14 protein-coding genes are annotated in these 13,865 nt (G+C 62.2%); 13 read left to right on the top strand and 1 reads right to left on the bottom strand.

Annotation, left to right across the window (positions count from 1 at the left end):
* The first annotated feature begins 7 nt into the window (after positions 1 to 7).
* Genes ACR0JX_RS00975 through cobJ form a run of 7 tightly spaced genes read left to right on the top strand, consistent with a single transcriptional unit; the run spans position 8 to position 7,990 of the window.
* Positions 8 to 388, top strand: coding sequence for a DUF1636 family protein (locus ACR0JX_RS00975; RefSeq protein WP_480540619.1), 381 nt, complete (start codon positions 8 to 10; stop codon positions 386 to 388).
* Positions 385 to 1,440 carry a cobalamin biosynthesis protein CobW gene (gene cobW / locus ACR0JX_RS00970; protein WP_480540617.1) on the top strand — a complete coding sequence of 352 codons (1,056 nt, stop codon included), beginning with the start codon at positions 385 to 387 and terminating at the stop codon, positions 1,438 to 1,440. The genes ACR0JX_RS00975 and cobW overlap by 4 nt, the downstream gene beginning before the upstream one ends.
* Positions 1,441 to 1,445: 5 nt before the next feature.
* Entirely contained in the window at positions 1,446 to 4,739 is a 3,294-nt protein-coding gene (gene cobN, locus ACR0JX_RS00965; RefSeq protein WP_480540615.1) for a cobaltochelatase subunit CobN, read from the top strand.
* Positions 4,736 to 5,875 (top strand): cobalamin biosynthesis protein CobG, encoded by a 1,140-nt coding sequence (locus tag ACR0JX_RS00960; RefSeq protein WP_480540613.1) that lies wholly within the window; start codon positions 4,736 to 4,738, stop codon positions 5,873 to 5,875. Before cobN ends, ACR0JX_RS00960 begins: the two co-directional genes overlap by 4 nt.
* Positions 5,875 to 6,504, top strand: coding sequence for a precorrin-8X methylmutase (locus ACR0JX_RS00955; RefSeq protein ID WP_480540611.1), 630 nt, complete (start codon positions 5,875 to 5,877; stop codon positions 6,502 to 6,504). Before ACR0JX_RS00960 ends, ACR0JX_RS00955 begins: the two co-directional genes overlap by 1 nt.
* Positions 6,501 to 7,229, top strand: a complete 729-nt coding sequence (locus ACR0JX_RS00950; protein ID WP_480540609.1) for a precorrin-2 C(20)-methyltransferase — start codon at positions 6,501 to 6,503, stop codon at positions 7,227 to 7,229. The genes ACR0JX_RS00955 and ACR0JX_RS00950 overlap by 4 nt, the downstream gene beginning before the upstream one ends.
* Positions 7,226 to 7,990, top strand: a complete 765-nt coding sequence (cobJ, locus tag ACR0JX_RS00945; protein ID WP_480540607.1) for a precorrin-3B C(17)-methyltransferase — start codon at positions 7,226 to 7,228, stop codon at positions 7,988 to 7,990. The genes ACR0JX_RS00950 and cobJ overlap by 4 nt, the downstream gene beginning before the upstream one ends.
* Here cobJ and ACR0JX_RS00940 read toward each other — a convergent pair.
* Entirely contained in the window at positions 7,981 to 8,712 is a 732-nt protein-coding gene (locus ACR0JX_RS00940; protein ID WP_480540605.1) for a cobalt-precorrin-6A reductase, read from the bottom strand. The genes cobJ and ACR0JX_RS00940 overlap by 10 nt on opposite strands.
* On the opposite strand from ACR0JX_RS00940, the gene cbiE reads away from it, so the two are divergent.
* From cbiE to cobF, 6 genes are read left to right on the top strand one after another with little or no spacing between them, the layout of a single operon-like run.
* Positions 8,711 to 9,910, top strand: coding sequence for a precorrin-6y C5,15-methyltransferase (decarboxylating) subunit CbiE (gene cbiE / locus ACR0JX_RS00935; RefSeq protein WP_480540603.1), 1,200 nt, complete (start codon positions 8,711 to 8,713; stop codon positions 9,908 to 9,910). The two genes, ACR0JX_RS00940 and cbiE, sit on opposite strands and share 2 nt — an antisense overlap.
* Positions 9,907 to 10,275 carry a cobalamin biosynthesis protein gene (locus tag ACR0JX_RS00930; RefSeq protein WP_480540601.1) on the top strand — a complete coding sequence of 123 codons (369 nt, stop codon included), beginning with the start codon at positions 9,907 to 9,909 and terminating at the stop codon, positions 10,273 to 10,275. Before cbiE ends, ACR0JX_RS00930 begins: the two co-directional genes overlap by 4 nt.
* Positions 10,272 to 11,066 (top strand): precorrin-4 C(11)-methyltransferase, encoded by a 795-nt coding sequence (gene cobM / locus ACR0JX_RS00925; RefSeq protein ID WP_480540599.1) that lies wholly within the window; start codon positions 10,272 to 10,274, stop codon positions 11,064 to 11,066. The genes ACR0JX_RS00930 and cobM overlap by 4 nt, the downstream gene beginning before the upstream one ends.
* Positions 11,053 to 12,375: a cobyrinic acid a,c-diamide synthase CobB gene (locus ACR0JX_RS00920; protein WP_480540597.1), complete on the top strand. Its 1,323-nt coding sequence runs from the start codon at positions 11,053 to 11,055 to the stop codon at positions 12,373 to 12,375. Before cobM ends, ACR0JX_RS00920 begins: the two co-directional genes overlap by 14 nt.
* Positions 12,372 to 13,100 (top strand): uroporphyrinogen-III C-methyltransferase, encoded by a 729-nt coding sequence (gene cobA, locus ACR0JX_RS00915; RefSeq protein ID WP_170532057.1) that lies wholly within the window; start codon positions 12,372 to 12,374, stop codon positions 13,098 to 13,100. Before ACR0JX_RS00920 ends, cobA begins: the two co-directional genes overlap by 4 nt.
* A complete protein-coding gene (cobF, locus tag ACR0JX_RS00910; RefSeq protein WP_480540595.1) occupies positions 13,093 to 13,836 on the top strand; it encodes a precorrin-6A synthase (deacetylating) in 744 nt (247 codons plus the stop codon). The genes cobA and cobF overlap by 8 nt, the downstream gene beginning before the upstream one ends.
* The last annotated feature ends 29 nt before the right edge of the window (positions 13,837 to 13,865 follow it).

The following is a 13,865-nucleotide window of genomic DNA, read 5'->3' as shown; positions in this document are numbered from 1 at the left end:
GAGAGAGATGAGTAAAGCCGCACCAGTTGAACTGCTGGTCTGCACGACATGCCGCCGTGGCCTGGCAATCGAAGATGACGCCCAGCGCCCCGGCGCTTTGCTGCATAAGGCGCTGGAACAGGCGGGCGTGCCAGATGGGATCCATCTGAAACCCGTGGAGTGCCTGTCCAATTGTGATCAAGGATGTTCCATCGTGTTGCGTGGCGGACCCACGCGTTGGACTTTTGTCTACGAAAACCTCAACGAAACCGACCATGTCGAAACGATCATCGAAGGTGTGACCAAGTATTTGGCCACTGACGATGGTTTGGTCAAATGGCGCGAACGTCCTGAACATTTCCGCAAAAACTGTGCGGCCCGTATTCCCCCGATTGGAGCCCTGAAATGAGCAACTTAGAAAAACTACCCGTCACTGTGATCACCGGCTTTCTGGGCTCGGGCAAAACCACACTGGTCAAGCACCTGATGCAAAACCCGCAGGGAAAGCGTCTGGCCGTGGTGGTCAATGAATTCGGCGATGTCGGCGTCGATGGTGACATCCTGAAATCCTGCGCAATCCCCGATTGCCCGGCGGAAAACATCATGGAGCTCGCGAACGGCTGTATCTGCTGCACCGTGGCCGATGATTTCATCCCGACTATCGAAGCCCTGATGGCACTGGAGCCGCGCCCTGAGCATATTCTGATCGAAACCTCGGGCCTCGCCTTGCCTAAGCCGCTGCTGAAGGCGTTCGACTGGCCCGATATCCGTTCGAAAATCACCGTTGATGGTGTGATCGCGCTGGCCGATGCCGAGGCCGTCGCAGCCGGTCGCTTTGCGCCGAATGTGGCAGCGGTGGATGCTCAGCGCCTCGCCGATGACTCGATCGATCATGAAACGCCCCTATCCGAGGTGTTTGAGGATCAGATTTCCTGCGCCGATATCATCCTGCTGACCAAGCCTGATCTGGCCGGTCCCGAAGGCGTGGCCAAAGCGAAAGAGATCATCGCCGCCGAGGCCCCTCGCCCGCTACCCGTCGTTGAGGTTGCCGAAGGTGCCGTGGATGTGCGCGTCGTTCTGGGTCTTGAGGCCGCAGCCGAGGACGACATGGATGCTCGTCCGTCGCATCACGACGGTCACCACGATCACGAGCATGACGATTTCGAAAGCACCATCGTCGAGTTGCCGGAACAGTCCGATCCCGCCGATTTGGTCGCCAAGATCGAGCGCCTGGCCACCGAGCTGAACATTTTGCGTGTCAAAGGCTATGCCGCCGTTCAAGGCAAGCCGATGCGCCTGCTGGTGCAAGCCGTGGGTGCTCGTGTGCGTCACCAGTACGACCGCCCGTGGGGGCCCGGCGAGGAACGCCGCTCGCGCATGGTGGTGATCGCCGAGCATGACGACATCAAAGAAGCAGAAATCCGCGAAATCCTCACGGGTGTAACCGAGGCCGCCGAGTAAGGCCCATGCACGTCGTCTTCCGCGAAAGCCACGGGTTAGAAGAAATGGAAACCCCAACCGATCTGGGCCAGAGCCCGGCGGATTTGGTGGTGCTGTCCTTCTCGGACAGCGACCTTGGCGCTTTCGCGGCGGGCTGGCATCGCGGTGGCGGGCCGGATGGGCGTATGCCCACGATGCGGTTGGCGAACCTGACGGCGTTGAAACATCCTCTGTCCGTCGACACCTATGTAGAACAGACGTTGGAGGGCGCCAAGGGCATTCTGATCCGTCTCATTGGCGGCGTGCCTTACTGGGCCTACGGGTTGCAGCAGGTTCTGTCACTGGCGCAGGCCAAGGGCATCGCGCTGGCTGTCCTACCCGCCGACGGGCGAGAGGACACGCGGCTGGATGAATATTCCACCCTGCCCGTCTCGACCCTGCGCCGTCTGGCGCATCTCTGCGACACCGGCGGAGAGGTCGCGGCACAGGCTGCCTTGGCGCAGATGGCATTGGCGGCGGGGCTTTATGCCGGCCCTGTTATGGGGGCTAAAACCCTGCCCGAATCCGGCGCGTGGTGTCCTGATCGCGGCGTGATCCCGGTTGAGGCGGCCTTTTCGGGCAACGCAAAACGTATCATCGTCACGTTCTATCGCGCCTATCTGACCTCGGCGGACACGGCCCCTGTCGCCGCCGTGATCCGCAGCTTGCGGGATCGTGGGTTCGAGGCCGTCGGCCTCTTCGCCCCTTCGCTCAAGGCTCCTGCTGCCGCAGAATGGCTGCGTGATAACATCGCCGCGTTGAAACCTTCGGCGATCATCAACGCGACCTCGTTCTCGGGCAAAGGCGCATCGGGCACATCTCCGCTCGACGCGGCGGGTGTGCCTGTGTTTCAGATGGCCCTCGCCACATCGCGCCGCAAAGCTTGGGCCGAGGCGGAACGGGGCCTCTCCCCCGCCGACCTGGCCATGCATGTGGTGCTGCCCGAAGTCGACGGGCGTATTTCGGCGGGCATTGCCTCGTTCAAGGAACCGGGCAAACGTGACCCGCATCTGGAATATTCCCGCTTTGCCCACCGGGCTGAGCAAGAACGGATCGAAGCGATCATCGACCGTGTAACCGGCTGGCTGACCCTGCATGATAAGCCCAAGGCAGATCAGGTACCCGCGCTGGTGCTATCGACCTACCCCGGCAAGGACTGGCAAATGGCGCACGCGGTGGGCCTCGACGCGCTGGCCTCGGCCGAGGCGATCCTGGCCGATCTTCAAACCGAGGGCTACAGCACCGCACCGGCTGAGCCGATTGCTGAAACCCTGCTGGACGCGCGCATCTCATGGTCTTTGGAAGATTACCAGGCAGCCCTGGCTAACCTGCCCGAGCAACTGCGCGTCGATCTCCAAACTGTTTGGGGCAAGCCAGAAGACGACCCGGTTTTTACCGAGGGCGCGTTCCACTTCACCGCCCTGCGCCGAGGCAACGTGATGGTTACACTGCAACCCGAACGCGGTACGCCCGAGCTGCGCGATGACGACTATCACGATCTGTCTCGCACCCCGCGTCACAGCTACGTCGCCTTCTATCTGTGGCTACGCAAGGGATTGGGCGCAGACGCTTTGATCCATATCGGCGCGCATGGCACGCTGGAATGGCTTCCGGGCAAATCCGTTGCGCTGTCGGCGAATTGCTGGCCCGAGGCGCTGATCCGTGACCTGCCGGTGATCTATCCCTTCATTGTCAACGACCCGGGCGAGGCCGCGCAGGCCAAGCGCCGGATCGGGGCTGTGACGCTGGGTCATATCCCGCCTCCGATGAAGGAAAGTGGCACCCCGGATCGCATGGTTCGGCTGGAATCGCTGTTGGATGAGTTCTCGAATGCGGATGGCCTCGACCCCAAACGCCGCGATCGCCTGCAGGAAGATATCCGGGATGAGGCGCAGGCCATCGGGTTGGAGAGCGATCTGGGCCTTGATCAGGCCACCTGCACCGCCGAGGCGATCACCCGCATCGACCGCTTTGTCTGCGATATCAAAGAAAGCCAGTTCGGCGACGGGCTGCATATCTATGGCCGCGCGCCTGAGGTTTCCGGCACATTCGACCCCGCACCCTCGGCCCATGCAGAACGCAACGCTCTGATCGACGCGTTGGCCGGGAAGCGGATCGAGGCCGGGCCGTCCGGTTCCCCCTATCGCGGACGCTCGGACGTGCTGCCAACCGGGCGGAACCTCTATACCACCGACCCCCGCTCGGTGCCGACGCGGGCGGCCTACACCCAAGGCGTCAAACTGGCCGAGGAACTGGTCCGCCGCCACCTTCAGGAAGAAGGCGACTATCCCAAGGGGCTGATCGTCGATCTGTGGGGCTCAGCCACCATGCGCACCGCGGGCGAGGAATTTGCCATGGCATTGCACCTGCTGGGCGTGAAACCGGTCTGGGATAAAGGCTCGGAACGGGTTTCGGGGATAGAAGTGCTGCCGATCACTGACCTCAGCCGCCCACGTCTGGACGTGACGCTGCGTGTGTCGGGCCTGTTCCGGGACGTCTTCCCGACCCTCTCGGCGCTTTACGGTCAGGCGATCCGCGCGTTGGCGGCGCGGGATGAGGCGACCGACTGGAACCCCTATGCCGGTCAAGCCCCGTCGGCTCGCGTCTTCGGCCCCGCCCCCGGCAACTATGGCGTCAACATGACCCAACTTTCCGAGGTCTATACCGACGAGGCCCGCGCGCAGGCGGGTGAGGCATGGCTTGAGGCCAGCTCCTTCGCACTGGAGGGCGAGAATATCTTTCAGGACAAGGCGGGCATCACCCAACGCGTGGCGCATGCCGACAGTTTTGTTCACCTGCAGGACCTGACCGAGACAGACCTGCTGCTGGCGAATGACTACGCGACACATGAGGCCGGTTTTGCTGCCGCCAAGAAGGCCACGGGTGGGACCGCGCAGCTTTATCATCTGGACAATACCAATCCCGAAAACCCACGCGCCCGCACCTTGCCGGAAGAGATCAGCCGCGTCGTCCACGCCCGCGCAGCCAATCCGGACTGGATCGCCGGGATGCAGCGCCACGGCTTCCGGGGCGCGGCCGAGATCGCGGCGACTTTGGATCACATGGCCTCGTTTGCGCATCTGTCGGGCACCGTTGCGCCGCATCTGTTCGACCTCTACCACGATGCGACACTGGGCGATGAAGACGTGGATGCCTTCCTGCAGCAGGCCAATCCGCAAGCCCATCAGGCGATGCAGGACCGGTTCCGCGCGCTTTTGGATGCCGGGTTGTGGAATACCCGGCGCAACTCGATCCGGGCGGATCTGGAGGGGCTGGGATGAGCGCGCCCACCCCAAAACCAATCGTCCAAGGTTGGTGCCCCGGCGCCCACCGACCGATGATGTCAGGGGATGGGCTGGTGGTGCGCGTGCGCCCTCGGCTGGCGCGGCTGATCGCGCCGCAAGCCCTTGGCCTGTGTGAACTGGCCCAAAGGTTCGGCAACGGCACAATCGACCTGACCAACCGTGCCAACCTACAGTTGCGCGGCGTGCAGGAAAGTGATCACCAGGCATTGCTGTCCGAGCTGTCCGCGCTTGGGCTGTTGGACGCGGAGCCGGGTATCGAAGTCCGGCGCAACATTTTGGTCTCACCGCTTTACCAGCGGGGCGACCTGACCGCGCGGCTGACACAGGAATTGATCGACCGCCTGAGCGAATTGCCTGCTCTACCGGCCAAGTTCGGCTTTGCCATCGACACGGGACCAGAGCGCCTGCTGGCGGCGGACTCGGCCGATATCCGGTTGGAGCGTTCCGCCGACGGGCTGATCCTGCGCGCAGATGGGGCAAAGACAGGACGTGCAGTCTCTGAGGCCGAGGCCATTGATCACCTGATTGCTCTGGCCTCTTGGTTTGCCGAGGTCTTCACGCCAGACACCCGCCGCATGGCGCGGGCCGTAGCGGCTTTTGGTCTGCCTAAGGAGTGGCAGGGCCGCGACCCCGGACCCATCGGCGCATCGTTGCAACCAGGTGCTTGCGATCTGGGCAGCCTCTATGGCGCGGCCTTTGGGCAATTGCCCGCCAACGAGCTACACGCGCTGATCCGCGACAGCGGCGCCTCTGCCCTACGTGTCACCCCTTGGCGACTGATCCTGCTGGAAGGCGGGGCGGCGATACCCGCACCGGCCTTCGTCACAAATGGCTCCGACCCGCTGATGACCACCGACGCCTGCCCCGGGGCGCCGCTCTGCCCGCAGGCGCAGGTGGAAACCCGCGAAATCGCCCGTGCCTTGGCCGCGCGCGTTCCCGGCCATCTGCATGTCTCTGGGTGTTCCAAAGGCTGCGCTCGGATGGGCCCCGCGGATGTGGTTTTAGTCGGCCAGAACGGACGATTTGATCTTGTCAAACAGGGCCGTGCGGGGGATGAGCCAATCCTCCGCGGGCTGGACCCCGAAACACTGATGACGATGGACTTCACTTGATGCCCTACACTTACGAAACCGACGGCGCGGCGATCTACAAGGAAAGCTTTGCCACCATCCGGTCCGAAGCCGATCTGGCCCGGTTCAACGCCGATGAAGAGCAGGTCGCCGTTCGGATGATCCACGCCGCTGGCATGGTCGGGCTGGAAGAGTTCGTCTATTTCTCACCCGGTTTTGTATCCTCCGCGCGGACCGCGCTGGAAGGTGGCGCGCCGATCCTGTGTGACGCGCGTATGGTTAGCGAGGGCGTAACCCGGTTCCGCCTGCCCGCCGAGAATGAGGTGATCTGCACCCTGCATGACGAGCGCGTGCGCCCTCTGGCTGCAGAGATGAGCAATACGCGTTCAGCCGCCGCGCTGGAGCTGTGGCGCCCGCGTCTTGAGGGCGCTGTAGTCGCCATCGGCAACGCACCCACCGCGCTGTTTCATCTACTGAACATGCTGGAAGACTCCGACTGCCCGCGCCCTGCAGCCATCATCGGCTGCCCGGTGGGGTTTGTCGGCGCGGTCGAATCCAAAGACGCGCTGTGGGAGGCACAGCCGGTGCCGTCCTGCATCGTTAAAGGCCGTCTGGGCGGCAGTGCGATCACCGTTGCCGCTGTAAACGCCATCGCGAGTCGCGCCGAATGAACGCCGGCACCATATACGGCGTTGGCCTTGGCCCCGGCGACCCGGATCTGATGAGCGTTCGGGCCGACCGTTTGCTGCGCAATGCGCGCCATGTGGCGTTCTTTCGCAAGCCGGGCCGCAACGGTCAGGCGCGCAAGATTGTGGATGGCATGATACCCGGCAGTGCGACGGAGTTCCCGATGGAATACCCCGTCACCACGGAAATTCCACTGTCTGATCCGCGCTACAATGCCTTGCTCGCTGCGTTTTATGAAGATTGCGCAGCGCATCTGAGAAACCTGTCAAACGCAGGAGAAGATGTCGTGGTACTGTGCGAGGGTGATCCGTTTTTCTATGGCTCATTCATGCATCTTTACAACCGCTTGCGAGATGAAGCTCAAGTTGAAATCGTACCCGCGATCACAGGCATGTCCGGGGCCTGGACCGCAACGGGCGACCCGATCACTTGGGGTGACGACGTCCTGACTATTCTGATGGGAACATTGCCCGAAGATGATCTGGCTCGTCGCATGGCGGACACCGACGCTTTGGTCGTTATGAAAATCGGGCGCAATATCGAAAAGGTCAAACGCGCCTTGAAAACCGCAGGTCTGTATGACCGCGCCTGGATCGTGGAATACGCCCAGATGCCCAATCAGCGGGTCTGCAAATTATCGGATGATTGCGAAGAGATCACGCCCTATTTCTCAATCATTATCGTTCACGGTCAGGGACGGCGACCATGACGGGTTGGGTCAAGATTGCCGGGCTCGGCCCCGGAGATGAAGCGCTGGTGACACCTGAAGTCACAGCTGCCTTGGCCCAGGCTACGGATGTGGTTGGCTATATCCCCTATGTCGCACGCGTGGCAGATCGCACGGGGCTGACTCTGCATGCCAGCGATAACCGCGTTGAAATTGACCGGTCCCAGCATGCGTTGCAGATGGCATCTGAGGGGAAACGGGTTGTTGTGGTCTCGTCCGGAGACCCCGGCGTGTTTGCCATGGCCGCCGCCGTGTTTGAGGCGATGGAAAACGGGCCCGTTGATTGGCGCGATATCCCTGTCGAGGTGTTGCCGGGCATTACGGCCATGCTGGCCGCCTCGGCCCGCGCGGGTGCGCCACTGGGCCATGATTTCTGCGCCATCAACCTGAGCGACAACCTTAAACCCTGGTCGCTGATCGAAAAGCGGCTGCGTCTGGCCGCACAGGGCGATTTCGCGATGGCGTTCTACAACCCGCGCTCAAAGTCCCGGCCCGAAGGATTTGTAAAGACGCTGGAAATACTGCGTGAGGAATGTGAACCTGAACGCCTGATCCTGTTCGCCCGCGCCGTGTCGCGCGCGGATGAGGCGATCCGGATTTCGACATTGGCAGAAGCAACGCCCGAAATGGCCGATATGCAGACCGTTGTGATCGTCGGCTCCTCCCTAACCCGCGTGATCGAACGCGAAGGCGCGCCAATTGTCTACACACCAAGGTTCACTTTGGCCGAGGGTCAGGAATGATCAAGCCAGTCCAAAACCTGATCGACCGAAGAAAGCTCTTGCCGGGACGGCAGGCTGGGGCGGTCGATCATCAGGACGGGCACATTCAGCGTCCGCGCGGCATCCAGCTTGGCGCGCGCGCCCGTGCCGCCTGCGTTCTTCGAAACAACCAGTTCGGTGCCGTGGTTTTTCATCAGCGCAACATCGTCCTCAACCGTGAAGGGCCCACGCGAGACAACTATATCAGCGTTGGGCAGAGGTACAGTTTCCGGTTCATCAACCAGTCGCAACAAATAATGATGCTGAGGCTGAGCCGCGAAATCCTGCAAATGCATTCGACCCACAGCCAGAAACACGCGCCGAGCGGGACCGTCAAGCGCCGCAACAGCTGCCGGGATATCCGGCACATGTTGCCAGCTATCGCCCTGCTGCGGGCTCCAAGCAGATCGGGTCAAAGCGGTAAGCGGAACATCCGCAGCGTTACACGCGGCGATAGCATTGGCACTCATCTTTGCTGCGAACGGGTGCGTTGCGTCCACAACATGCGTAATCGCGTTGTCGCGGATGTATACGGCCAGCCCATCGACTCCTCCGAACCCACCCACGCGAACCGGCAATGGTTGCGGGCGAGGATTGTCCACGCGCCCGGCGTAAGAGTAGACTGCGTTCGTCCCCCGTTCGGCAAGGCTGCGAGCAAGGGCGTTGGCCTCGGTCGTGCCGCCAAGAAGCAGGAGTTTGGGCATGCATGAAGCTCCGTGGCTGACCATTCTGGGACTGGGCGAAGATGGACTGGATGGCCTGCCACCCGCAAGTCGTCAAGCCCTGGACCGGGCCGAAATCGTCATGGGCCCGCCACGGCATCTGTCGCTGGTTCCAGAAACTCAGGCCGAACAGATCGAATGGCCCGTGCCATTTGCCGATGGAATACCGATTTTATACGACCTGCGCGGGCGACCCACCGTCGTGCTGGCATCAGGTGATCCGTTCTGGTTCGGGGCCGGTTCGGTCATTGCCCGGACCTTTGATGGAGGCGAATGGATTGCCCTGCCCGGTCAATCCACCTTTTCGCTGGCGGCTGCCCGATTGGGTTGGCCGTTGGAAGCCACATTGACCTTTGGACTTCACGCCGCGCCCCTGACCCGGTTGCGCCCACATCTGGCGGCAGGGCTGCGCGCGATCCTTCTGCTGCGCGACGGCAAGGCGGTGGCCGAACTGGCGACCTATCTGACAGAGACCGGTTTTGCCGACAGCGCACTGCACGTGATGCAAGCCCTAGGCGGACCGCGCGAAAATACGCAGACGGTTTCGCTGACCGAAGCACTGCTGGGCACGTTCGATCACCCCGTTTGCGTTGGGCTCGAGGTCACCGGCCCCGGCATGTCATTCCCCAAAGCTTCTGGCAAGCCGGACGACATCTTTGAAACCGACGGTCAGATCACCAAACGCCCCATCCGCGCGTTGACCTTATCCGCATTGGCACCTCAGCGAGGCGAGCATCTGTGGGATATCGGCGGTGGCACTGGTTCCATCAGTATTGAATGGCTGATGTGCGACCCGACCTTGACCGCCACCTCGATTGAGCCACTGGCCGAGCGCGCAGACCGCATTAGGCGCAACGCGGACACGCTGGGGCAGGATCGATTGGAAGTTATTCACGGCACCGCGCCTGAGGCTTTGTCAGGCTTGGCTGATCCAGATGTCGTATTCATCGGCGGCGGCTTGTCCGAGGCCTTGCTGGTCTGGTTGCGCGACAGTCTGCCAAAGGGCACGCGGCTGGTCGCGAATGCAGTAACGCTCGAGAGCGAGGCGCTGCTGGCGCAGTGGCAAGAAACGCTGGGCGGTGACTTGCTGCGGATTGAATTGGCGCAGGCGGGCCCTCTGGGTCCCCGGCGTGGATGGAAATCCGCTTACCCGGTGGTGCAGTGGAGCGTGACCCTATGATCGTCGCCGGTCTTGGGTTTTCTAACGCCGCCACGGTCGACAGCCTGAAGGCGGCCTATAATCAGGCGTCCTCGGGCCATGCGGTGGATGCGCTGGCGACGGTCGCGGACAAGGACGGCCACGCCGCGTTGGACGCCTTTGCGGCAATCGTCGACCTGCCCTTGCACCTTGTTGTACCCGCTGACCTGGCCGGACGGCGCACCCTGACATGCTCGCCCCGCAGCCGTGCCACCTATGGCACCGGCAGCGTGGCCGAAGCATCCGCTTTGGCTGCCGCCGGGTTCGGCGCGCGGCTGCTTACACCCAGACACATCTCAGACGACCGGCTGGCCACGTGTGCCATTGCCATCGGAGGACAGACATGACCGTTCATTTCATTGGTGCCGGACCGGGTGCCGCCGACCTGCTGACCCTGCGCGGGCGCGATATCATCGCGTCCTGCCCAGTGTGCCTTTATGCTGGCTCGCTGGTGCCGGAGGAGATCCTAAGCCATTGCCCCGAAGGCGCGAAGATCGTGAATACCGCGCCGATGGATCTGGACCAGATCATGGCCGAAATCGAAGCGGCGCATAAGGCAGGGCAAGACGTGGCCCGGCTGCATTCAGGCGATCTGTCGGTCTGGTCGGCAATGGGAGAACAGATCCGTCGATTGAAAGAGATGGGCATTCCGGTCAGCGTCACCCCCGGCGTGCCGTCCTTTGCGGCAGCAGCTGCGGCTCTGGGTACCGAATTGACCCTGCCCGGTCTGGCGCAATCTGTGGTTCTGACCCGGACGCCCGGGCGGGCCTCTTCTATGCCCGAGGGCGAGACGCTGGAAAACTTCGCGCGTACCGGAGCCACGCTGGCCATTCACCTGTCGATCGGCAATCTGGATAAGGTCATCGCGGATTTGACACCAGCCTATGGGGCCGATTGCCCCGTAGCCGTTGTTTATCGCGCCAGTTGGCCCGATGAGCGGATCATCCGCGCCACTTTGGAAACCCTCAAGGATGCGCTGGACGAAAGCATTTCGCGCACAGCTCTGATCATGGTCGGACCCGCGCTGGCAGGTGAAGGGTTTGACGAAAGCTGCCTCTATTCAAAGACCTATGACCGTCGGTATCGTCCGCAAAGCGCAGATAGCCCATGGTCCAGCTGGGAACATGGCGATGACTAATCCTCCGGGTATACTGATTTCCGCGCCATCTTCGGGCACAGGCAAAACCACCGTTATGCTGGGGCTGTTGCGGGCACTGGCCGAGGATGGGTTGACCGTGCAGCCGTTCAAAAGCGGCCCCGACTATATCGACCCGGCTTTTCACCGCGCAGCGGCGGGGCGGGCCTCGTTCAACCTGGACAGTTGGGCGATGGATGATCCGCTGCTGAACGCGATCTCTGCTCAGGCAGACGGGGCGGATATTGTGGTCACTGAAGGCTCGATGGGTCTGTTCGATGGCGTGGCCAAACCCGGCGAGCTGGGGCACGGCTCCAGCGCGGAAACGGCGCAGCGTATGGGCTGGCCGGTGGTTCTGGTGCTGGATGTCGGCGGTCAGGCGCAATCGGCCGCTGCCACTGCCCTGGGGTTCAAGATGTACAATCCCGATCTGCCCTTTGCAGGCGTGATCCTGAACCGCTGTGCCAGTCCCCGGCACGAGCGCCTGACCCGCTTGGGCATGGAGCGTGCGGGTCTGCCCGTACTGGGTGTGCTGCCGCGGCGCGGTGACCTGACCCTGCCCGAGCGCCATTTGGGCCTGATCCAAGCTGTAGAGCATCCCGATCTGGAAAGCGCCATCGTGGGTTATGCGGCGTTCCTGCGGGAACACGTGGACCTTGAGGCGATCAAGCGGGCGGCCTCCTCAGGCCCGGTTGGGCCATCGTCAGCCGCGCTGCCGCGGCCCCCGGCCCAACGGATTGCACTGGCGCAGGATGCCGCGTTTTCCTTTACCTACCCCCATTTGCTGGAAGGCTGGCGCACAGCCGGAGCCGAAGTGCTACCGTTCTCACCCTTGGCGGATGAAGCACCGGTGACGGATGCCGATCTGGTTTGGTTGCCGGGGGGATACCCGGAACTACATGCCGGCAAACTGGCAGCTGCAAATACCTTCCTAAACGGGCTGCGCCGCCATGCCGAAACCAAACCGGTGCATGGCGAATGCGGCGGCTACATGGCTTTGGGTGAAGGGCTAATCGACAAAGACGGCACACGGCACCAAATGGCCGGGTTGCTGGGGCTGGTCACTTCCTACGAGAAACGCAAATTCAACCTGGGTTATCGCAGGGCTGAGCTGCTGGCCCCGATGCCCGGGCTTGCAGCAGGTGCCGCCCTGCGTGGGCATGAGTTCCATTACTCATCGATTGTCGACCAACCCGACGCGCCGCTGGCGCGCGTGTTTGATGCCGAAGGCACGGAAGGCCCTCAAACCGGATCGATGCGCGGCAATGTCACCGGCACATTCTTCCACCTAATCGCTGAGGCTTCGGCATGACGGGTTTTGTCTCGTTCATCGGCTCTGGCCCAGGTGATCCGGAACTTCTGACGCTCAAAGCCGTGGATCGGTTGCAAAAAGCCGATGCGGTGCTGTTCGATGACTTAAGCAGCGGCCCGATTCTGAGTCATGCGCGCGAGGATGCGGATTTGGTTGGGGTTGGCAAACGTGCTGGCCGCCCATCGCCGAAGCAGAACCATGTCAGTCGCTTGCTCGTAGAGTACGCCCAGACAGGGCAACGCATTGTGAGACTGAAATCCGGGGATGGCGGGTTGTTTGGACGGTTGGAAGAGGAACTGGTCGCGTTGCGCGAGGCTGGGATCGACTACGAGATCATACCGGGCATCCCCTCTGCCGTCGCGGCGGCTGCCTCAGCTGGCATTCCTTTGACACGTCGCCTGACCGCGCGCCGAGTGCAGTTTGTGACCGGCCATGATGTAAGCGGGCAATTGCCCGAAGACCTGAACCTGCCTGCCCTGGCCGATGGGCTGGCGACAACGGTTGTATTCATGGGCAAGCGCACCTTTCCCTTGTTGGTCGATGCGCTGCATGCCCATGGCCTGCCGTTGGAGACGCCTGCCTTGCTGGCGGAATCCGTTTCGACCCCGGATCAGGTCCTTCATCGTTCAACCATCGGCGCATTGGCGGACAAGCTGAAAGCTGAGATCGGAACAGCCCCGGCGCTGATCCTCTATGGCCCACTCGCGGAATTCGAAGATGTATGAGCTGACCCTAATCGGTATCGGCACCGGCAATCCCGATCATGTTACCCTGCAGGGTGTGCAAGCGATCCGAGAGGCCGATCTGATCCTGATCCCGCGCAAAGGCGAAAGCAAAGCTGATCTGGCCGGGGTGCGGGAGGAGATCATCGCAAAGGCCTGCGAGACGCCGCCTCAGATCACCTATTTCGATATCCCCAAGCGCCGCTCGGATGAGGGATATCTGCGAGGTGTCGACGACTGGCATGACGCCATCGCCCTACGCTGGCAGGCAGCCATTGCCGAGTACCCGGATGCAACTAAAGTGGCGTTGTTGATCTGGGGCGATCCGTCGCTCTATGACAGTTCTCTGCGCATCGCGGCCCGGCTGGATCCACAACCCTGCAAACGCGTCATTCCGGGGATCACCGCGCTACAAGCCCTGACAGCAGCACATGCGATCCCGATCAACGATATTGGTGCACCTTATGTGGTCACAACCGGGCGGCGCTTGCGAGACGAAGGGTGGCCTGCGGATGCCTCGAAAGTTGCGGTGATGCTGGATGGGGAATGCTCATTCCAAAGCCTCGATATGGCGAGTTATGGCATCTGGTGGGGCGCTTATGTCGGGATGAAAGACGAAATCCTGATCCATGGGCCACTGCTCGACGTTGCCCAACAGATATTGGACACCCGCGCCAAGGCCCGTGCCGATCACGGCTGGATCATGGATATCTATCTGCTGCAAAAGTCCACACAGTGATGTGAGTGCAAATCCCGTCAAAGTCTGGC

It is taken from the genome of Ruegeria sp. AH7 (assembly GCF_056541325.1).
This window is presented reverse-complemented; position numbering and strand designations above follow the sequence as displayed.

What these genes read in the sequence shown, in the direction of transcription:
- ACR0JX_RS00975 (WP_480540619.1), top strand. Translation starts at nt 8, where the DNA reads ATGAGTAAAGCCGCACCAGTTGAACTGCTGGTCTGCACGACATGCCGC.
- cobW (WP_480540617.1), top strand. Translation starts at nt 385, where the DNA reads ATGAGCAACTTAGAAAAACTACCCGTCACTGTGATCACCGGCTTTCTG.
- cobN (WP_480540615.1), top strand. Translation starts at nt 1,446, where the DNA reads ATGCACGTCGTCTTCCGCGAAAGCCACGGGTTAGAAGAAATGGAAACC.
- ACR0JX_RS00960 (WP_480540613.1), top strand. Translation starts at nt 4,736, where the DNA reads ATGAGCGCGCCCACCCCAAAACCAATCGTCCAAGGTTGGTGCCCCGGC.
- ACR0JX_RS00955 (WP_480540611.1), top strand. Translation starts at nt 5,875, where the DNA reads ATGCCCTACACTTACGAAACCGACGGCGCGGCGATCTACAAGGAAAGC.
- ACR0JX_RS00950 (WP_480540609.1), top strand. Translation starts at nt 6,501, where the DNA reads ATGAACGCCGGCACCATATACGGCGTTGGCCTTGGCCCCGGCGACCCG.
- cobJ (WP_480540607.1), top strand. Translation starts at nt 7,226, where the DNA reads ATGACGGGTTGGGTCAAGATTGCCGGGCTCGGCCCCGGAGATGAAGCG.
- cbiE (WP_480540603.1), top strand. Translation starts at nt 8,711, where the DNA reads ATGCATGAAGCTCCGTGGCTGACCATTCTGGGACTGGGCGAAGATGGA.
- ACR0JX_RS00940 (WP_480540605.1), bottom strand. Translation starts at nt 8,712, where the DNA reads ATGCCCAAACTCCTGCTTCTTGGCGGCACGACCGAGGCCAACGCCCTT.
- ACR0JX_RS00930 (WP_480540601.1), top strand. Translation starts at nt 9,907, where the DNA reads ATGATCGTCGCCGGTCTTGGGTTTTCTAACGCCGCCACGGTCGACAGC.
- cobM (WP_480540599.1), top strand. Translation starts at nt 10,272, where the DNA reads ATGACCGTTCATTTCATTGGTGCCGGACCGGGTGCCGCCGACCTGCTG.
- ACR0JX_RS00920 (WP_480540597.1), top strand. Translation starts at nt 11,053, where the DNA reads ATGGCGATGACTAATCCTCCGGGTATACTGATTTCCGCGCCATCTTCG.
- cobA (WP_170532057.1), top strand. Translation starts at nt 12,372, where the DNA reads ATGACGGGTTTTGTCTCGTTCATCGGCTCTGGCCCAGGTGATCCGGAA.
- cobF (WP_480540595.1), top strand. Translation starts at nt 13,093, where the DNA reads ATGTATGAGCTGACCCTAATCGGTATCGGCACCGGCAATCCCGATCAT.